General features: G+C 45.2%; 18 protein-coding genes. 11 read left to right on the forward strand and 7 right to left on the reverse strand.

Annotation, left to right across the window (positions count from 1 at the left end; all coding sequences use genetic code 11):
* Window positions 1–30: 30 nt before the first annotated feature.
* The 5 genes from LAJ61_RS09800 to LAJ61_RS09820 all read right to left on the reverse strand — a co-directional run bounded on the left by LAJ61_RS09800 (window position 31) and on the right by LAJ61_RS09820 (window position 4,610).
* A complete protein-coding gene (locus LAJ61_RS09800; RefSeq protein WP_224053757.1) occupies window positions 31–1,239 on the reverse strand; it encodes an NAD(P)H-dependent glycerol-3-phosphate dehydrogenase in 1,209 nt (402 codons plus the stop codon).
* 88 nt (window positions 1,240–1,327) lie between these two features.
* Window positions 1,328–1,900, reverse strand: a complete 573-nt coding sequence (locus LAJ61_RS09805; RefSeq protein WP_224053758.1) for a nitroreductase family protein — start codon at window positions 1,898–1,900, stop codon at window positions 1,328–1,330.
* Window positions 1,901–1,902: 2 nt separating this feature from the next.
* Complete coding sequence (locus tag LAJ61_RS09810) at window positions 1,903–2,556, reverse strand: FMN-binding negative transcriptional regulator (RefSeq protein ID WP_224053759.1); 654 nt, start codon at window positions 2,554–2,556, stop codon at window positions 1,903–1,905.
* Window positions 2,557–2,600: 44 nt separating this feature from the next.
* Window positions 2,601–3,725: a cell division protein ZapE gene (zapE, locus tag LAJ61_RS09815; RefSeq protein WP_224053760.1), complete on the reverse strand. Its 1,125-nt coding sequence runs from the start codon at window positions 3,723–3,725 to the stop codon at window positions 2,601–2,603.
* Window positions 3,726–3,911: 186 nt separating this feature from the next.
* The gene (locus tag LAJ61_RS09820) at window positions 3,912–4,610 is read right to left on the reverse strand and encodes an alpha/beta hydrolase (RefSeq protein WP_224053761.1); all 699 of its coding nucleotides are present in this window, start codon (window positions 4,608–4,610) and stop codon (window positions 3,912–3,914) included.
* 269 nt (window positions 4,611–4,879) lie between these two features.
* Here LAJ61_RS09820 and LAJ61_RS09825 point away from each other — a divergent pair, with 269 nt between their 5' ends.
* On the forward strand, window positions 4,880–5,221 hold the full coding sequence (locus tag LAJ61_RS09825; protein WP_224053762.1) for a hypothetical protein: 342 nt from the start codon (window positions 4,880–4,882) through the stop codon (window positions 5,219–5,221).
* Window positions 5,222–5,327: 106 nt separating this feature from the next.
* Here the strand turns inward: LAJ61_RS09825 and LAJ61_RS09830 are convergent, their stop codons facing one another.
* Complete coding sequence (locus LAJ61_RS09830; RefSeq protein ID WP_076775949.1) at window positions 5,328–5,819, reverse strand: hypothetical protein; 492 nt, start codon at window positions 5,817–5,819, stop codon at window positions 5,328–5,330.
* A gap of 126 nt (window positions 5,820–5,945) precedes the next feature.
* Between LAJ61_RS09830 and LAJ61_RS09835 the strand changes: the two genes are divergently transcribed.
* Window positions 5,946–6,371 carry a hypothetical protein gene (locus LAJ61_RS09835; RefSeq protein ID WP_224053763.1) on the forward strand — a complete coding sequence of 142 codons (426 nt, stop codon included), beginning with the start codon at window positions 5,946–5,948 and terminating at the stop codon, window positions 6,369–6,371.
* A 107-nt stretch (window positions 6,372–6,478) separates the two neighbouring features.
* Here LAJ61_RS09835 and ppc read toward each other — a convergent pair whose 3' ends face one another.
* The gene (ppc, locus tag LAJ61_RS09840) at window positions 6,479–9,349 is read right to left on the reverse strand and encodes a phosphoenolpyruvate carboxylase (RefSeq protein WP_224053764.1); all 2,871 of its coding nucleotides are present in this window, start codon (window positions 9,347–9,349) and stop codon (window positions 6,479–6,481) included.
* Window positions 9,350–9,682: 333 nt separating this feature from the next.
* Between ppc and LAJ61_RS09845 the strand changes: the two genes are divergently transcribed.
* The 9 genes from LAJ61_RS09845 to LAJ61_RS09885 all read left to right on the forward strand — a co-directional run bounded on the left by LAJ61_RS09845 (window position 9,683) and on the right by LAJ61_RS09885 (window position 20,015).
* Window positions 9,683–11,665: a propionate--CoA ligase gene (locus LAJ61_RS09845; RefSeq protein ID WP_224053765.1), complete on the forward strand. Its 1,983-nt coding sequence runs from the start codon at window positions 9,683–9,685 to the stop codon at window positions 11,663–11,665.
* Between the two features lie 61 nt (window positions 11,666–11,726).
* Entirely contained in the window at window positions 11,727–12,308 is a 582-nt protein-coding gene (locus LAJ61_RS09850) for a LuxR family transcriptional regulator (RefSeq protein ID WP_224053766.1), read from the forward strand.
* A gap of 133 nt (window positions 12,309–12,441) precedes the next feature.
* Window positions 12,442–13,935 (forward strand): CoA-acylating methylmalonate-semialdehyde dehydrogenase, encoded by a 1,494-nt coding sequence (locus LAJ61_RS09855; RefSeq protein ID WP_224053767.1) that lies wholly within the window; start codon window positions 12,442–12,444, stop codon window positions 13,933–13,935.
* Between the two features lie 169 nt (window positions 13,936–14,104).
* Window positions 14,105–15,265, forward strand: a complete 1,161-nt coding sequence (locus tag LAJ61_RS09860; protein ID WP_224053768.1) for an acyl-CoA dehydrogenase family protein — start codon at window positions 14,105–14,107, stop codon at window positions 15,263–15,265.
* Between the two features lie 29 nt (window positions 15,266–15,294).
* The gene (locus LAJ61_RS09865; RefSeq protein WP_224053769.1) at window positions 15,295–16,071 is read left to right on the forward strand and encodes an enoyl-CoA hydratase; all 777 of its coding nucleotides are present in this window, start codon (window positions 15,295–15,297) and stop codon (window positions 16,069–16,071) included.
* Between the two features lie 6 nt (window positions 16,072–16,077).
* Window positions 16,078–16,860 carry a GIY-YIG nuclease family protein gene (locus LAJ61_RS09870; RefSeq protein ID WP_224053770.1) on the forward strand — a complete coding sequence of 261 codons (783 nt, stop codon included), beginning with the start codon at window positions 16,078–16,080 and terminating at the stop codon, window positions 16,858–16,860.
* 56 nt (window positions 16,861–16,916) lie between these two features.
* Complete coding sequence (locus LAJ61_RS09875; protein ID WP_224053771.1) at window positions 16,917–18,116, forward strand: enoyl-CoA hydratase/isomerase family protein; 1,200 nt, start codon at window positions 16,917–16,919, stop codon at window positions 18,114–18,116.
* A 34-nt stretch (window positions 18,117–18,150) separates the two neighbouring features.
* Window positions 18,151–19,077, forward strand: coding sequence for a 3-hydroxyisobutyrate dehydrogenase (gene mmsB / locus LAJ61_RS09880; protein WP_228744259.1), 927 nt, complete (start codon window positions 18,151–18,153; stop codon window positions 19,075–19,077).
* 122 nt (window positions 19,078–19,199) lie between these two features.
* Window positions 19,200–20,015, forward strand: coding sequence for a Cof-type HAD-IIB family hydrolase (locus LAJ61_RS09885; RefSeq protein WP_224053772.1), 816 nt, complete (start codon window positions 19,200–19,202; stop codon window positions 20,013–20,015).
* The last annotated feature ends 28 nt before the right edge of the window (window positions 20,016–20,043 follow it).

A 20,043-nucleotide genomic window follows, 5' to 3' on the forward strand; every position in this document is an offset into this window, starting at 1 on the left:
TTTACCTAAAAATATTTAAAGTTATGTTTGTCAGTTATGCTTTGGCTGCACTTGATGCGGCATGACAAATTCCACATCACTTCTAAATCCTGCTTCCATCAAGTTTAATGCAACCCCGAGCGGCGCTTTGTCTTCATAGATAATATCGTGCAAGGCATGGGTAATCGGCATATAAATACCCGCTTTCATGGCTTTTTCATTCACCTGCTGGATAGTATTAATCCCTTCAGCGGTTTGCCCCAGTTTTTTGATGGCTTGGTCAAGGCTCATGCCACGTCCTAGCATATTACCAATCTGGTAGTTACGGCTTAAGGTCGATGAGCAAGTTGCATACAAATCACCCACGCCCGACAACCCCAAAAAGGTCAGCGGATTAGCCCCCGCTTTGACCCCAAATCGGCTCATCTCAGCCAATGCCCGGGTTAATATCATGGCTTTGGTGTTTTCCCCGATGTCATAGGCAGCCGCCATGCCCATGGCGATGGCATAAATATTTTTGAGCGCACCGCCAAGCTCCACGCCAATTAAATCATCACTGGCAAACACGCGAAAAAACGCACTGTGCAGCGCTGTTTGTACCGCAAGCCGTAGCGCTGCAGATTGGCTGGCAATCACGGTGGCAGACGGCATATTATTCATGATTTCTTTGGCGAGATTGGGACCGCTCATCACGCCAAAAGCCACATTGGGTAATTCATCCGCGATCACATCACTCATTAGCGCAAAGGTATCTTTTTCCATACCTTTAGTTAAAGATACGATGGCTTGAGCGCTGATAAAAGGCGCAATTTTTTGTAAGGTTTCGCGAAAAGCAGCACTAGGCACTGCCACAAAAATCAAATCTTTGCCTTTGACGGCTGCTTGCAAATCATGGGTAAATTGCAGGCGCTCGTCAAGCTTATGGTCGGGCAAATATTTTTTGTTGATATGGGTTTTTTGCATCGATTTGACGCTACGCTTATCGCGTACCCAAAGCGTGACTTCGCAGCCATTTTTGGACGATAAATTTGCCATTGCCGTACCAAAACTACCACCGCCCAGCACGGCAATTTTGAGGGGCGCAGGTTGATTGGCGAACTGATGGTCTAACTCTGTCTCTAACACCGCTGGGGTGTCCGGCTTAGACTTTTTGACCGCTTTTTCAATGACGTCGGCAAACAGCTTGCTGGCTTTTTCACGATTGACATTCAGCTTTTCTAAATTTTCACTTAGATTGGTTGCTAACTGGGGTTTTTTCATTGAAAATCCTTGAATCCACTTGTCCTGCAAATACTGACAACAGGGCACCCTTTACATGAGCAAAATATAAAAACGGCTAGCTTAGCCGTTAGTTTGTGCCATTATCATAAACAATAAATGGTGTGACGTCTATCTTAGAACGCGGTGGGATGGTCGACACCGCTGTGCCAACATAGACAAAAGCAATGACTTGGTTATCAGCGGTTACATTAAACAGTTGTTTGATCGCAGGCGCATTGGCAAGTGGACCGGTGCGCCATACGGTAGCAAACCCTTGTGCCGACAAGGAAAGCAGGAGATTTTGCACCGCACAACTACTTGCTGCTATTTGTTCCCAATGGGGGACTTTATCATGGGGTTTAAAATCGGTCACACACGCGATAATCATCGGCGCACGCAGCGGCATATTTTCGGCTTTGGCGAGGGTTTTCTCATCGGTTTCACCTTGTGCTATCGCGGCATTTTTTAACGCCATGCCCAAGGTGTTGAGCGCTTGGTTTTCAAGTACGATAAAACGGTACGGGTTTAAATCCTTGTGATCGGGGGCAGATAGGGCGACTTCAATCGCTTGTTCGACTTGCTCGCGGTTGGGGGCAGGGGCGACAAGATTGCCGATTGAACGGCGTGATTTGATAAAGTCTAAAATTTCTGAATTTGTCATTGTTATTCCTTAAAGAGATTATTGATTAGCGTTGCCATATTATCCGCTGAAGCTGATTGCAGTTGTGTTAAAACGTCAATCACGCCTTGCTGATTATCCAAAGTTTTATTTTGGCTAAGTTTAAATTTGGCTTCAAAATTATGAATGGTCAACTTGACCCCCACAATCGCGCGGCACATGGCATTGATATAGTCACTTGGCGCATCACTTAAAGACCAAGGCTCATGACTGGGGTTGGTTTGTTTAAGCTGATGTTCAAAAAAATCCGTCATCGTCGCGACAATCTGCTTGATTTGACTTACGTCTGTGATTAGCTGCGGTGTCACCGAAAAAATTACCGATTGATAATTCCACGTCGGCACTTCTTTATGAGTCATCGCCTTGGTAGGATACCAATTTGGGCTGATATAATGACCTTGGCTGGTGAAAACAACTTTCCAGTTTTTAGCGTCAGTTTTTACAATCGGATTTACTTTTGCCACATGACCCATCAAATAGCCAAGCGGATTTTGTTCATCTACTTGCCAAAGTAGCAAAGCAGGGCATATTTCAACCGAATCGCCGTTTGATGCCACTATATTTGCTAATGGCGACCCAGCAATAAACTCTTTAACGGCTTCAAAATCGGTTTGGGAAAAATCTTTGGGAATATACATCGTAAAAGCCACTCACCTGCATAACAATTAAGGCTTTGGATTATTTAAATGGTCATATCTTCTTTTTTTATCTCATCCAAACGATGTTCTGCTTTGAGATATTCTTCAGATTGCATCTCTAACAGCCGTGAGCGCGTACGCTCAATCTCAAACGCCAATTTTTGCCCATCATACAGTTGTAAAATCGGCTGTTCTGCACGTACCAAAAGCTTCACGCGGCGATCATAAAACTCATCGACGAGGTAAATAAAGCGCCTTGTCGGGTCAGCGGTAATATCGTTGAGTATAGGCACGTCGTCCACCAGCACCGTGCTAAACTCGTTGGCGATTTCAATAAAGTCACTGGCTGAGCGCGGCTGCATACATAACGCCCGAAAATCAATGTACAAGGTGTTTTCGGTGCGACCTTTGATGGCGATATCACGACCATTGATATGAATGGGGTCTTGGATAATGTGCTGGTTGTTGCTTAACGCGGTAAAGCGGTTGGCAAGCCAGTGGATGTTTTCTTTGGTCAACGGAGACACGTAAAGTTCGGCTTGCTGCAATACGCGCAGACGGTAGTCGATGCCACTGTCAATGTTCATCACCGTACAGTTTTTTTCAACTTCGGCAATGGCAGGTAAAAAACGGTCACGGTGAATACCATTTTTATATAAGCCATTTGGTGCGATGTTTGATGTGGCAACCAAGGTGATGCCTTTTTTAAATAGCATGGTAAACAAATCACCCAAAATCATCGCATCGGAGACATTGGAGACAAAAAATTCATCAAAACAAATCACATCCGCTTCATTATGGATGATATCAGCGACTTTTTGTAGTGGGTCTTGTTGACCTTGTAGCTTGTTGAGTTCGGCGTGCACCCGCTTCATAAAGTGATGAAAGTGTTGGCGCATTTTGTTGTCGGCAGGCACCGACTCAAAAAACATATCCATCATCCAAGTCTTACCACGACCCACGCCGCCCCACATATATAGCCCTTTGGGCGGCTCAGTACGTCTTAAAAAGCTAAACAGCCCACGTTGTTTGGCGCGATTGTCCATGATTTGTTCATAGACATTGTCCAAATAAGTCATCGCAGCCCGCTGCTGTGCATCTTCGCTAAACTCACCAGATTTTAGCGCAAGCTCATAGCGTTGTAAGGGTCGTAAATTTGAGTTGGGCATGTTGTCTCTCAGCGTAAATTAAAAAGTTGTCAAAATTCCATTTCAACGTGCTTTGACGAGGGGTATTAAATAAATAGATGTCATTAAATAGACGGCATTAAGGTGCCAAATAGCTCACGATGTCAAATACACCAAAAACCCGAATCAAAAACACAAATCAGAAACTAGGATAAAATAAAAACTGTGTTATTTGCTACTTAACGCTTCAAGCAGCTGTTTTAATTCCCCTAATTTACCATGAAAAAAGTGCCCTGTATCGTCAATGATATGCGTTTGAATACCAAAGCTTTCCCCAAATTGTTGTAGCGAGCTTGGCGCAATCACTTCATCATTCGCGCCATAAATCATAAAGGTTTGTGCAGTGGGCAGTAGCAAATCTGAGGTGTCGTTTTTTTCGATAGAAGGGGCAATCAAGGCCAAATCTGTGATGTCAAAATCATCCACTCCCAAAAATGCGCCTTGTTCATTGACAAGCTGAGCAAGCTTAGCGGCGACAAATCCGCCAAACGAAAATCCGCCAATCCATAGCTTACGCGCCTCAGTTTGGCTATGAATCCATTGAAGTACGGTTAACGCGTCTTCGATTTCACCTGTCACATTGCCATACTCGCCCGTTGATTGTCCCACACCGCGAAAATTAAAGCGTACCACATGCATGTTTTGGTCGCGGGCAAAACGATACATGGTGGTCACCACCTTATTCATCATCGTGCCTTCTTGCAATGGGTTTGGGTGACAAAGAATGGCAACACGCTCAACCGACGCGGCGTTTGGGTTGGCAACGCCCGTTGAGTCAGCTTGCCAAAGCGCGTCAACTTCAAGCTTACCGCAAGGGGCATCTATTAATTGCGAATGGGTTAATTGTGAATGGGCAGGTGAGCGCATAATCATCCTAATCTAAGCAAAAAACGTTAAAAAAACCACCCATCATGCTAACCAATTTCACCCAAAATAGCTAGTTTGAAAATCAACAAACCAGCCAATTGTTGCGCGGATTTTATGATTTGTAAGACCACTTGCGATGGCTCACTTTTTACCACACACTAATACAAGTCATCAACCAAATTCTATTATTGAAATGGTGAATTTGCCTGTATTGTTGATAATTGATGAGAAACTTAACACCGCTATTAAAAAGGGACAGCCTGCAGATCATGAAATCATCTCTCAAACCGTCTTTATTAAAAGTCACAAGCATCACGTTTGTTGCGGCAATAACCTTATCTGCCTGCCAAACCGCACCAACTAATTTACCCGTGCTACAGCGCGCGAACAACACCCTAGAAACCACGGGGTTAGGCAAAAGTAAAAATAGCGCCAAACTAAATGCGTTACATATCGCAACCGAGCAGTGCCGCGGAAAATCGCCCATTGTGTTGACCGATAGCTACCAGTATAATGGTGTGTTGGATGAAAACATGGGACGCGCGGCTGACCAAGCCATAGGTATGATTGGCAGTGTGTTTGGTAGCAAAAAAAACCCTTGCCCGCGATGATGATTACGAATATACCATCACCTTTAAATGCCCCTAATTGTTAAAGTCAAATCATCTATCAATAAAAAAAGGTTAGGAGCGTTCCTAACCTTTTTTTGTTTTTGTGTCACTGGCGATTTAACAAATGCTGATTAAGCTGTGCAATCACCGCTTTATCGCCTAATTGATTGATACTGTCACGAATTTTTGGAATCGGCTCGGCAGCAATCGGCTGACTATCAAATAGCTTTAACAGCCGCAGTTGTAATGCTGGCTCACCTTGCTCAATGACAATATCTACGAGTGTAGGAACATCAAACGGCAAATCCGAAGTTGATTGTGCCATTGCTACCGCATGATAAGCGCCATGTGGGTCTTGGTCGGTTATGATACGGGTATTTACGGCTCTGTAAGCTTTTTCTGAAGTACCGCCTAGGACATTGATTTTGTGTAAACAGTTGAGCGCAGAGTTATCTTGTAATTGTGCAATAGCAATGATGTCTTCAGCCTGCTCCTGCAAATAGGCGCGTTTTTGTGCCAGTGCCTCTAATTGCTGCTCAGTGAGCGGCTCATCGTTTTCGGCTTTTTTTAAATTGGCATTAAATTGAATTTCTGACATGGCTATCCCCTTGTTTATATGGTTATTAGATAAGGGTTTTTTTTATAAAATCAAATCCACCGGTTAAACGAGCGCATTTTAATCACAATCCAGTTATAATCAATCAAAATCACAAAAGGGCGTGCTATGTTAGTGTTAACAGTAAATCCTGACCATATTAGTGTAAGGTTGCAAGATAACCTATGGGACATTGGGCTTACGCTAAACGTAATTGCACAGGCATTGCACGTATTGCCACCCACCGAATTGGCATGGGAAACGGCAATTATGCGCATAGAAGATGCTATTTCACTGCTAAAACCTAGATTGCCCAAAGATGAATTATTAAAGGTGATAGGGGCAGAGGATTTACGCTTACTAGCGTTTGAGCAAGATGACAATGGCGGCTATATTCGCGCTGAGATGCTAGAAAAAGCTTTTGCGGTGCTGGCGGGCTATCGCTCGCTGCGAGATTTGCCTGCTATGCCCAATGACCTAGCGTTTTATGCCAAGGTATTGCTACTACGAGAATGGGTACACCATTTGGATTTTGATAAGCTTTATTTGGGTTAATTGTCATCAATAAAAAAATCGCCAATAAAAAACGTCAATAAAAAAATCGCCAGTACACAACCAGCGATTTTTTTAAAAAGGTAATTTAAGGCTGTTTTGAACGCTTACTAACCGGTATTTCTTAAGCCTTGGGCAATACCATTGATAGTTAAATGAACCAAGTTAAGCGTTGCGGTATAAGACGTTTCATTATCGCTCGTCGCTTCATTGGTGGTTTCAGTGGTAGACCTTTCATCAGTAGTGGCTTCATCAGCAGTCGCCTCGCGAAGTTGTTTTAATAATGCTACTTGCAACCAGTTCAAGGCATTCAAATACGGCAGGCGTAGCGCAAGTGAGCGTGCCAATGTACGGTTGTCATCCAGTAGCGTTTCTTTATTGGTCAGTGTCAACAAGGCTTTAAGGCTGCGGTGATATTCTGCAGTAATAAGTGCAAAAATAGCGTTGGCTTCAGTGGCATTGTTGGCAAGCTCAACATAGGCTTGGGCGATTTCGATATCGGTTTTTGCCATCACCTGTGCCATATTTGATAACATGGCTTGCATAAAGGCGCTGTGTTGGGCGTTGTGTTGCAGTTTTGCTAAGTTTTCTGGGTTATCTGCAATCAGTTTTTCGACTGCGGTGCCAAAACCATACCACGCTGGTAGCATTAAGCGATTTTGCATCCAAGAAAATACCCAAGGAATCGCGCGCAAATCTTGAATACGTGCCAAAGACTTGCGGCTAGCAGGACGTGAGCCAATATTTAAACTGGCAATTTCTTTGACCAAACTTGTCTGCAAGAAATAATCAATAAAATACGGCTGAGTGATAAGCGCGCGATAGCAATTAAAGGCTTCATGCGATAATTGATTCATTAGGTCGCTATCAGGGCTTTCGCTATGGTTTGGCAATAGGCTTGCTTTTAGCGTTGCGGCAATCAGCGTCTCAAGGTTGCGCTCCGCGTTGCCCGCATCGGCATATTTTGCGGTAATAACTTCCCCTTGCTCGGTAATACGAATTTGACCATCCACTGAGCCTTCGGGTTGTGCCAAAATCGCTTCAAATGATGGACCACCACCACGACCCACGCTACCGCCACGACCATGGAATAAACGCAGTTGAATGGCATATTTTTCTGCCATTTCCACTAGCTGAATTTCAGCTTGGTATAGTGACCATTGACTGGTGACATAACCGCCATCTTTGTTACTGTCTGAATAACCTAGCATAATCTCTTGCAGATTGTCACGACTGGCTAGCACTGATTTGTACCAAGGTTTATCCAGTAGCTCACTCATGATGCGGGTACTGTTTTGCAGCGCTTCAATGGTTTCAAACAACGGTACGATGTTGATACGGCTCACGGGTACGCCATCTTTGACCAATAATAGCCCTGATTCTTTCAATAACAACGCCAGTGCCAACAAATCACTGACTTGTTCTGCATTAGAGATAATACTTTGGGTAATAGCTTTGTCACCAAAGCGATTTTTGATATCGGCTGCGGCCTGAAAAATCTCTAGCTCACGCTGGGTTTGTGGCTCATAAGTGATATAAGGGTTATATAAAGGACGCGCAGTTGCCAATTCACGCAGTAGCACACGTTGACGCGCGGATTCAGACAAAGAAAGGTAATCTTCTAAATCGGCATGTTTGAACAAATCATGAACCGTTTCGGCATGAATCCCTGAGAACTGGCGCAAGTCCAATGGCATCAAATAAAAACCAAATACTTCCACCGCGCGGATGATATCGGTGAGTCGTTCATTAGCCAGTAACTCACTGCCATGATCTACCAATGACTGATAAACGACGTACAAATCATCTAAAAACTCGTCACAATCAGCGTAGGGCTCACTAAGTCCAAAGCGACAACCGTAAGACAAATCAAACGTATGCGAGGTAGCGACTAAACGTGATGAGATAAACCCGATGGCGCGGCGATAAGGCTCTTCTTCTCTGGAGATATTATCTTCTTTGGATTGCTCGGAGAGTGCCAGTACCGCATCACTCACTTTGACATGGCGGATAGACAGCGGCAACTCTTGGTATAGCTTGCCCAGTTGGTCACGATAAAAGTAAAACACCGTCGCCGCTTGGCGTTTGAACGCATAGCGAAGGGTATCGGCTGACACAAATGGATTACCGTCACGGTCGCCACCAATCCAACCACCGATATTAAGTAAGTTTGGCATGTCAGTGTCGGGGAAACGCTCTTTTAGCTGATAATCTAATTTGCGATATAAATTTGGCAAGGCTTCAAAAAAACTTAAATCAAAATAGGCAATGCCATTGTCAATTTCATCTTTGACAGTAATTTTAAAATGGCGGGTTTCATTGGTTTGCCACTGCGACAATAACGTGGCTTCTAGTTGCTGCTCGATACGATGACGTTGGTAGCCAATCGCGGTGTGGTATTGCTCAAGTAAGGCACGGATTTGACGGCGCAGTGATAAAATCGTTTGACGCTGCACTTCGGTCGGATGCGCGGTCAATACCGCACTGATATAGGTATCATCAAGCTGTGCTTGCAACTCATCGCTGTCAATCCCTTGGGCTTTTAATTCATCAATCACATGGGCAAAACTACTTTTTGAGGCAGATTCGTCTTGTTCGTGGGCAAGGCGGCGACGCTCATGGTGCATGTCTTCGGCGATGTTAAACACTTGCGCAAATAAGCCACAAGCCCGAATGAGATTCTTGCGCTGTTGATGGTTGAGCGTTGGCAAAATGGCTTGAATAGTCTGTTGGGGGTCTTCGCCATTTAACAGTTTATTAATGGTTTGTTTGACCGGTTCTGAGGTTTGCTGCTCAACGACCGTTATCAGCACGCGGCTAAGTAACTGGGTGTCCGCTAGCAAAGGAGAGTCTTTATCATTGTCGATAAGCTCAACAAGTGCCGTATTTGACGGATGCGAGTTTAAAGGGGTTAAGCTTAAAACGTGAGGTGGTGCAAGGCTTTTTTCATTTTCAGCTGGGTTGGCGTTGGTCTGGCTCATAACTTTTCCCTTATTTGCTTTAGTCTAAAAAGTGTAACAGGACAATTATGTTAGCACAAACTATTATCACCATAAGAAATACTAATCGTTAAAAATTCGAAATATAAAAATTTAAAATTAATTTGGCGAGGCTTGACGTTAGCAAGTCTATTTGCTATATTCAAAACGATACAAAACGTATCATTTGATTTTATAAAATGGATTCAAGGAGTGAATTCATGCAATGAATGCAATGATAGGCTTTGCTAAACAATGAGATGTTTTGCCAGCCTCTGAAAACCAAACCTGCAAGCGACTTTCACCATCCGTTAAGATTCTAGCTAAGGACAGCCAATGAATTTCTCTGACTTATACAATCAATCTATCAACGACAAACAAGCCTTTTGGGGCGAGCAAGCCAAACGAATCTATTGGCATCAACAACCTACCCAAATTTTAGACGATAGTAAGCTGCCCTTTGCCAAATGGTTTGTCGGTGGGGAAACCAATTTGTGTTACAACATGGTCGATCGCCATCTTGAAAACCGGGCAGAGCAAGATGCCTTTGTGTGGGTCTCTACCGAAATCAATGCTGAAATGATTGATAATTACCCCAATATTCAAAAAGCTTTTAAGGCACTTGGCAACCCTGTTGAACTGTATACCGACTATGCCAAACGCCGTTTAACTTACAACGATCTATACAAAGAAGTGAACTATTTTGCCGATGTGCTAAAACGTCATGGCATCGACAAAGGCGACCGTGTTGTCATCTATATGCCGATGATTTTGGAAGCGGCGTATGCCATGCTGGCTTGTGTGCGTATCGGGGCGATTCACTCGGTGGTATTTGGCGGATTTGCCTCGCATAATCTCGCCGTACGCATGGATGATGCCGAAGCCAAAATGGTGATTACAGTCGATGCAGGGCTGCGCGGTGGCAAGCTCATTAATTATAAAAACTTGGTCAATAAAGCAGTCGAAGAAGCCAAAGTCAAACCCCGTGTGCTGGTGATTGACAGGGGCATTATGCCATACACGGCTGAGCCACAAGACATCGACTATGCCACCGAGCGGGCGATAAGTGCCGACAACAATGCCAAAGTCGATTGTGTTTGGCTAGAGTCCAATGCGCCATCGTATCTATTATATACCTCTGGCACGACAGGTACACCCAAAGGCGTGCAACGCGATACAGGCGGTCACGCAGTAGCCCTTGCCACCGCGATGGATTTTGTCTATAACGGTAAGGCTGGCGAGACGTTTTGGGCGATATCGGATATCGGTTGGGCAGTAGGTCACTCGTTTAGCATCTATGCGCCATTACTGACAGGCATGACTAGTATCATATATGAAGGCTTGCCAACCACACCAAACCCGGGGATTTGGTGGCGAATTGTCGAAGCCAATAAAGTCAATATTTTGTTAACCGCACCGACAGGCGTGCGGATGCTACGTAAACAAGATGAAATGTGGATGAGCCGTCACGATATCTCAAGCCTAAAAGCATTCTTCTTGGCAGGTGAACCACTCGATGAGCCAACGGCCGAGTGGTTAACAGGTCACATGGGCGTGCCAATCATTGACCACTATTGGCAAACTGAGTCGGGCTGGCCCATCCTCAGCCATGCCCCAAAATTTGCAGACAATCCCGACCACAAGCCACACAAACAAGGCACACCCGGCTATCCGATGTTTGGATATGACGCCAAAGTCATCAATGAAACCACAGCCGAACCCTGCCAAGCCAATGAAAAAGGCATGCTGGTATTAGCCGCACCTTTACCACCCGGTTGTTTGGCCACCGTTTGGCGAAATGACGAGCGTTTTATCAATGGCTATTTTTCACTACTCGATGGCAAACAATACGCCACATCAGACTATGCGGTGATGGATGAATACGGCTACTACTATATTCTAGGGCGAACCGATGATGTCATCAATGTGGCAGGTCACCGTTTGGGTACCAAGGAAATCGAGGAGGCCATCGGTCATCACCCCGAAGTCGCCGAATCAGCGGTTGTTGGCATCCATGACGAGCTTAAAGGTGAGCTACCCATTGCCTTTTGTATTCTAAAAAATCATGACTTAGTAGCAGAAACCGAAAACCGTTTCCGCATTGAGCAGCAAATCGTGGGTGAAGTCGCAAGACAGTTGGGCGCCCTTGCTAAACCTGCGGCTATTTATTTTCCCAAAGCTTTACCCAAAACCCGCTCAGGCAAAATCTTACGCCGCTCTATCAAGGCACTGGCGGAAGGCAAAGAAACAGGCGACATGAGTACCCTTGATGATCCAACCGCGATTGAGGCGGTCAGACAAGCGATGGCGGAATATTAATGGCTATCAAAAAGCTTTCAGGCAGTAAGTTGTCAGGGCTTAAAAATCAGGGGTGATTGTGATGGAAAATTATGCCTTACTGGCTTTTAGGCACGCGCCCACGCCGATAGTGGTATTAAGCTATCGGCGTATCAAAGCGCTCAACGATGCCTTTGCCAATTTGTTCGGTTATGCGCACGATGAGCTACTCAATCAATCGATGCAAAAATTGTTTCCCAGTGTCGAAGATTTTGAAAAAATTGGCAAAGAAGCATTAACAGGTTTGGGATTACAGACCAATATGTATTACTGCGATGAGCGCTTTATGCGTCACAAAACAGGGGAGATATTTTGGGCAACTACCCACGGACGCACCTTAACCCCAGATGACCCGTTCAAACTGGCAATTTGGCATTTTGAAAAAAAACCGCAAGTACTGTCCGAATCCCAGCTCACCGCACGTGAAGCCCAAATTGCGCAATTTGTGGTCAATGGCTATACCTGTAAAGAGATTGGTAAGTTACTGGGTTTATCCCCCAGAACCATTGAAGTGCATAAAGCCAACTTAATGAAAAAACTGGGCGCTCGCAGCAAAGGTGATCTAGCCTCAAAAATTATTGTCATTAACCCTATGACGGCCGCCCAGCAAAACTACTCCAGCTGAACTACTCTAGAAAAACTACTTAAGTAATTAAGTATGATTGACAGTACCCCCCAACTCATTCACACTGTTTTGCAACGCGTTTAACGCTATCAAACGCTATACACCCAACACGGTAAAAACAAGGATTGTTACGATGACCACCCAAACTGTAAAACAACTCATCAACGGCGAATTTGTCGAATCAGCCACTAGTGAGTGGATTGACCTGAGCAACCCAGCTACCCAACAAGTGATTGCCAAAGTACCCCAAACCACCCCCGATGAAATCAACCAAGCCGTTGCGGCGGCTGCAGAAGCGTTCAAAACCTGGCGCAAAACCCCAATCAACACCCGCTCGCGCATTTTCTTAAAATACCAACAACTGATTCGTGACAATATGGACGAGCTTGCCGCCATGCTCACCGAAGAACAAGGCAAAACCCTAGCCGATGCCAAAGGCGATGTGTTCCGTGGTCTTGAAGTCGTCGAACACGCCTCAGGCATTGGCAATCTGCAACAAGGCGCGTTTATCGAAAACGTAGCGACTGGCGTGGATATGTATAATATTCAGCAACCACTTGGCGTTTGTGCGGGTATCACCCCGTTTAACTTCCCCGCCATGATTCCGCTTTGGATGTTCCCAATGGCGATTGCCACCGGTAACACCTTCGTATTAAAACCGTCTGAACAAAACCCGATGGTCACCATGCGCTTGGTAGAGCTGGCGTTAGAGGCGGGAATTCCAAAAGGCGTGTTAAACGTGGTGCATGGCGGCAAAGACACCGTTGATGCCATCTGTGACCACCCCGATATCAAAGCCATTTCATTTGTGGGTTCTACTGCAGTCGGTACACACGTCTATAACCGTGCCAGTCAAGCAGGTAAACGTGTGCAATGTATGATGGGGGCAAAAAACCATGCAGTCATCCTACCCGATGCCAACAAAGAGCAATGCCTTAACCAACTAGCCGGTGCTGCATTTGGTGCGGCCGGTCAGCGTTGTATGGCATTGTCGGTAGTTATTTTGGTCGGTGAAGCCAAAAACTGGGTGGGTGACATCGTAGAACGTGCCAAAAAATTGGTGGTGGCAGCCGGTAAAGATGACAAAGACTTAGGACCTGTGATTTCCCAAGCGGCCAAAGCGCGTGTTGAACGTCTAATCCAAGCGGGCGCAGATGAAGGCGCACAAGTTCTGCTCGATGGTCGTGGTATCAAGGTGGAAGGGTTTGAGAACGGTAATTTTGTCGGACCGACTATTTTAGATAACGTCACTACCGATATGACTTGCTATAAGGAAGAAATCTTTGGACCGGTGCTTGACATCATGTACGCCGATAGCCTAGATGAAGCGATTGCCATCATCAATGCCAATCCAAATGGTAATGGCACGGCTATCTTTACCCAGTCAGGTGCGGCAGCCCATAAATTCCAACAAGATATTGATGTGGGTCAAGTCGGTATTAATTTACCCATTCCTGTGCCACTACCGATGTTCTCATTCACCGGTTCTCGCGCCAGTAAACTGGGTGACTTAGGTCCTTATGGCAAACAAGCGGTACAGTTTTATACCCAAACCAAAACCGTCACCGCCCGTTGGTTTGATGATGAAGCCAGTAAAGGCGTTAATACCACGATTTCATTAAAATAAATAGACGTTAACAGTTAATATTTCGTGATTAAGACTGATTAAATTGGGCTATCAGGTTAAAAACGTTATAGCCAATATAGCCAAGCGTCGCGATTTTGCATTAAGTTAAAGCAACGCTTGGCAACGACTGATGGCATGGATGTAATTTAGCCATAAAAAGGAATTTACCATGAATTTTTCCCTCACTGAAGACCAACAAGCCTTTGCCGATTTGGCTGCTCAATTTGCCGCCAAATCGCTTGCCCCCAACGCCGCCGAATGGGATGCCACAGGCTATTTTCCCAAAGAGGTGTTTAAAGCCGCAGGTGAACTGGGCTTTATGGGGCTTTACACCAACCCTGATTTTGGGGGACTGGGCTTGCCGCGCCTTGATGCGGCAATTATCTTTGAAAAACTGGCGTATGGCGATACGTCAACCGCCGCATTCATGACCATTCACAACATGGTCGCTTGGATGATTGGCGAGTTTGCCAAACCTGAGGTTGCCGAAAAATACTTGCCTGAATTATTAGCGGGCGAAAAATTGGGTAGCTACTGTTTGACAGAGCCCAATGCTGGCTCAGATGCGGGTTCATTAAAAACCAAAGCCGTCAAACAAGGCGACTATTACCATATTACCGGGCAAAAAATGTTTATCTCTGGGGCAGGGGCGACCGATGTGCTTGTGGTGATGGCGCGCACCTCGGACAATGGGGCAAAAGGCGTGTCTGCCTTTATCGTCGATGCCAACAGCGATGGCATCAGCTACGGCAAAAATGAGCATAAAATGGGCTGGAAAAACCAACCGACCGCGGCGGTGCATTTTACCGATGTCAAAGTCCCTGCCGAAAATCTACTGGGTGAAGAAGGACAGGGCTTTACCTTTGCCATGAAAGGCTTGGACGGTGGGCGTATCAATATCGCCACTTGCGCGGTGGGTACGGCTCAAGCTGCTCTTGACCGTGCAGTGCAGTATGTACAGGAGCGTAGCCAGTTTGGCAAAACCCTTGATCAATTCCAAAATGTGCAGTTTAAACTTGCCGATATGCTCACCCATTTGGTGTCGGCTCGGCAGATGGTGCGATTGGCGGCGTATCATTTGGATAGCAAATCGCCCGATGCCACAGCGTATTGTGCGATGGCAAAACGCCTTGCCACGGATTTGAGTTTTGATGTCGCCAACCAAGCGCTGCAGCTACACGGTGGCTACGGCTATCTACAAGAATATCCGCTAGAGCGTCATGTACGCGATTTGCGCGTGCATCAAATCCTTGAAGGCACCAATGAGGTGATGCGGATGATTGTGTCTCGCAAAATGATGGAAGATGGGGCGTTGGCAAGATTGCAATGAATTTAAAGGCATTTTAAAAGGAATTTACCATGTCAAATTACACCAATTTAAAATTAACAATCGACAATCACGTTGCGGTTTTGACACTCAATAATCCCCCTGCCCATACGTGGACAAAGGACAGCTTAGCCAGTTTAAAGCAGCTCATTAGCGATTTAAACGCTAACAAACAAGTTACCGCCTTGGTGGTGCATGGCGATGGCGAAAAGTTCTTTAGTGCAGGGGCGGATTTGAACAGCTTTGCCAGTGGTGACAAAGGTCAAGCCGCGGAGATGGCGATTGCATTTGGAGAAGCGTTTGAAGCGTTATCCAATTTCCGTGGCGTGTCGATTGCCTGTATCAACGGCTATGCGATGGGCGGCGGTCTTGAGTGTGCGTTGGCGTGTGATATCCGTATTGCTGAGAGCCATGCCCAAATGGCACTCCCTGAGCTATCTGTTGGCTTATTGCCGTGTGCAGGCGGTACGCAAAATTTGCCGTGGCTGGTGGGTGAAGGCTGGGCAAAACGTATGATTTTATGCGGTGAGCGTATCAAGGCAGATAAGGCGCTGCAAATTGGTTTGGTGGAAGAAGTCGTGGAAAGTGGCAAAGGATTACAAACGGCTTTAGCATTGGCTCAAAAAGTGGCGAAGCAATCCCCCGATGCGATTGCGTCGAGTAAAACCTTGATTATGTCGGCACGTTATCAACCACCAAGTTTTAACTGGATAAAGGAACGTGAGTTATTTATCAAATTATTTGATGGCGATAACCAACAAGAAGGCGTCAATGCGTTCCTTGAAAAACGCTCTGCGGTTTGGAAATAATATTGAATGAATGCGTTTCACTTATTGCAAATGTTGCTCCCTGATTTGACGCCTAAAAATAGTAAACTGCATTTCGCAATAACTAATGGGAAAGAAAATCCGCTTGATGTTTATTATCAAGGGAATTTTCAAGAATGGCAACGCCAACAGCTTAAACGTAATTTTGACCGAAAGTATGTGGTTAGTTTTATCGCAATGCCAACGCCAAATTTATGGTTATTTGCAGGCGTACATTTATCTGACATACCTACGCAAAGAGAAGATTGCATTTATTATCCGCTAGTTGAAATACAAGAAACCAAAGAGTTAGACGGTAGATTAATTATTAGTTTTGATAAAAAAAATGTTGATAATAAATTCGTCCGTCAATCCTATTTACTTACAGAAAATTGGGTTGAAAAATTAAATGTAGCCGAAGTTTTAGCACAAGCATTAGACTTTGCAAAATTTCCAAGTTTTAAGTCGGTGCATATTAGTTTTTCTCAGTTAAAAACTATAGTTAAAAAATCTTTGTCCGATTGGCAGTCAGCATTATCATCAGTCGCAGGGGTTTATTTAATTGCTGATAAAAGCAGTGGCAAACTCTATGTAGGTAGTGCAACAGGTGAAGGGGGTATTTGGCAGCGTTGGGCTGAATACGCAACCAATTTACATGGTAATAATCGCCAATTAATTGAATTAAAAAAGCAATTTGGTGACGTGCATTTTGAGAATTTTTACTTTTCGATTTTAGAAATAGCAGATACTCATAGCAGTGAAAATGAAATTTTAGTCAGAGAAAGCCACTAGAAGAATGTGTTACTTACTCGACAATTTGGATACAACGATAATTAATAGGGAATATTATGACAGACATCAATCAAGAACAACCTGTAATATTTGAAACCATAGCCACCCACTGTGGTCACTACATCGGCACGATGACCCTAAACGACCCTAAAGCCCTAAACGCCCTAAGTGTCGATATGTGCAAACTCATGTCACAACAACTTAGCGACTGGGCTAATGATGACAGCATCGTCGCCATTTTGCTAAAGGGAAGTGGCGACAAGGCGTTCTGTGCAGGGGGCAATATCCGTAAACTGTATGACAGCATGATCGACACTCCGCCCCAAGTGCCTATGCAGCAGCCCAATCCGTACGGGGTTGAATTCTTCGAAAACGAGTACAGCCTATACCGGCAAATGCACTTTTACCCAAAACCCATTATCTTGTGGGGTAATGGTATTGTCATGGGCGGTGGTATGGGCTTGATGGCGATGTGTAGCCATCGTATCGTCACCGAAACCACCCGTTTTGCCATGCCAGAGATTACCATCGGCTTATACCCTGATGCCACAGGCTCATGGTTCTTGGCGCGTATGCCTGCCAAAATCGGGCTGTTTTTGGGCTTGACAGGGGCGAACTGCAACGCCAACGATGCGATTTTCTCTAGCCTTGCTGAGTATGCCGTGGCAAGTAGCAAATACGACAAAGTGCTTGATGCGCTAAAACAAGCGGATTGGCAAGCTGACAGTAATTTACATGATATCGCAAGCCAAGCCTTAGCCAAAATTCATCATACCGAGCACTTAGCAGACAGTCATTTGATGAAGCATTTTAATACTATCCAAGCGCTAGTAAACAAAGGCTCAGTGCATGATATAGATGCAGCGTTGCGCGATGACAACTTCACCAAAGTCAACGGCGAAGCGGATAAATGGCTCACCAAAGCAGTCGAGACTTATCAGCACGGTTGTCCTGTCAGCGCAGCATTGACGGTTGAGATGTTTAAACGTGCCAGCAAATTATCGCTTGAGCAAGTGCTATATATGGAGATGAATGCGTCGCTACATTGTGTCAATTACCCCGATTTTCGGGAGGGTTTGCGTGCTTTACTGATTGATAAAGACAAATCGCCAAAATGGTGTAAAACCCTTGATGAATGTGATGCCCGCTATATCGAGTCACATCTTGCGTCAGCTTTTCCCAATAGCGAACATCCCTTTGAGGGTTGGTTGGGTAGCAATTCGCTCTCAGCAAAATTAGCCAAACTTGCTGTATAAATTTTAAAAACACCACAACATACAAGGAATGTATATGCTAAATAATCAACAAACAGCCATTAAAAAAATTGCTTTTATCGGGCTTGGTAACATGGGCAAACCGATGGCAGAAAATCTCATCAAAAATGGCTTTGCCTTAAACGTATTTGACCTAAACACCGCTGTGCTAGACGACCTTGCCAAACAAGGGGCAAACGTGGCGACTTCACCTGTGGAGGCAAGCAAAGAGGTGGATATGGTCATCACCATGTTACCTGCAGGTCAACATGTCAAAGATGTGTATCTGGGTAAAGACGGTAATCAAGGCTTGCTTGATGTGGTCAGTAAAGATACCTTGCTGGTCGATAGTAGCACCATCGCAGCGAGTGATGCGCGTGAAGTTGCCGAAGCTGCGGCAGATAAAGGCATCCAGTTCATGGATGCGCCCGTATCAGGCGGTACGGCAGGGGCAGCAGCAGGGACACTCAGTTTCATTGTGGGCGGGCAAGCTGAGCAATTTGAAAAAGTCAAACCCGTTTTAGAGGCCATGGGAAAAAATATCTTTCACGCGGGCGAGGTCGGTGCAGGTCAAGTCGCCAAAATCTGTAATAACATGCTGCTTGGCGTGATTATGACAGGGACAGCCGAAGCCATGAATTTGGGCGCCAAAAATGGATTAGACCCAAAAGTCTTAGCCAGTATTTTGTCAGCCAGCACCGGTCGTAACTGGGCGCTGGAAGTATGTAATCCGCATCCCGATGTTGGTGACGCTATGCCATCAAGCCGTGGTTATAGCGGTGGATTTATGAGTAAACTCATGCTCAAAGACATGAACCTTGCCAAACAAACGGCGGATGATACCCAGGTGGTGACACCAATGGCAGACCAAGCCACGGCACTGTATAGCAAACATAGCGAGCAACATGGGGATAAGGATTTCTCAAGCATTATGGCGCATTATGATGCGAACGTTCTGCAATAAGTTTTGGCGTTTAGCAAAAAGCTAGGATTTTTTTCTGGCTTTTTTAGGGTCGTTAATTCAAAAGTTAACCCAAAAATAGGGTAGAATTAGCGTCAATCCCAATTTATCGCATTAGTTTTATTATGTCTAAGCCAACAGCACGCCCCAAAAAACCAAAAATTGTCTTTTTTGATATTGATGATACGTTGTACATCAAGCAGCAAGAAAGGGTGCCACAATCCGCGATTGAGGCACTCAAACAATTAAAGCAGCAAGGCATTATGGTCGCTATCGCCACGGGTCGGGGTCGTGCTGTTTTTCCCAAAGCGGTGTATGAGCTCATTGAAACCGTGGGTATCGATGTGCTTGTCACCATCAACGGTCAATGCAGTCATCACCAAGGTGAATTGTTAGCGCATTATCCGATGACCACTGCGCAACTTAAACTGATTACCGATTATGTTGAATCAAACAATTTATCGTATGCCTACATGACCGATACGGAAATCATCGCGTTAGCGGAAGATGATGCGCTGTCAGACGCTTTAAATTCGCTTAAAATAGCTTACCGTACTGCCAGCCATGGTGACATTGATTTGTCGATACCTATTTATCAAGTCGTGGCATTTCATCCTGACAACACGCAGGTAAATTTTGACTTCCCCTCGACTTTAAAAATCATGCGCTGGCACAAAAACGGTATCGATATTCTAGATGCGACAGGCTCGAAGGCACGCGGCATTGCGCAGGCGCTCAATAAATTGGGGCTGGATTTTGAAGATGCGATGGCATTTGGCGATGGGGTGAATGATATCGAAATGTTACAGACCGTCGGCTTTGGCGTGGCGATGGGGAATGCCCATCCTGATGTGAAAGCGGCGGCTGACTATGTATGCCCAGCTGCGTGGGAAGATGGTATCTATCAAGGCTTACAACATTTGGGTTTATTGCCACATTGATGAGGCAGCAAATGTTTAAGCCTCGCCA

Source organism: Faucicola osloensis (assembly GCF_020041925.1).
Lineage (GTDB): Bacteria > Pseudomonadota > Gammaproteobacteria > Pseudomonadales > Moraxellaceae > Faucicola > Faucicola osloensis_D.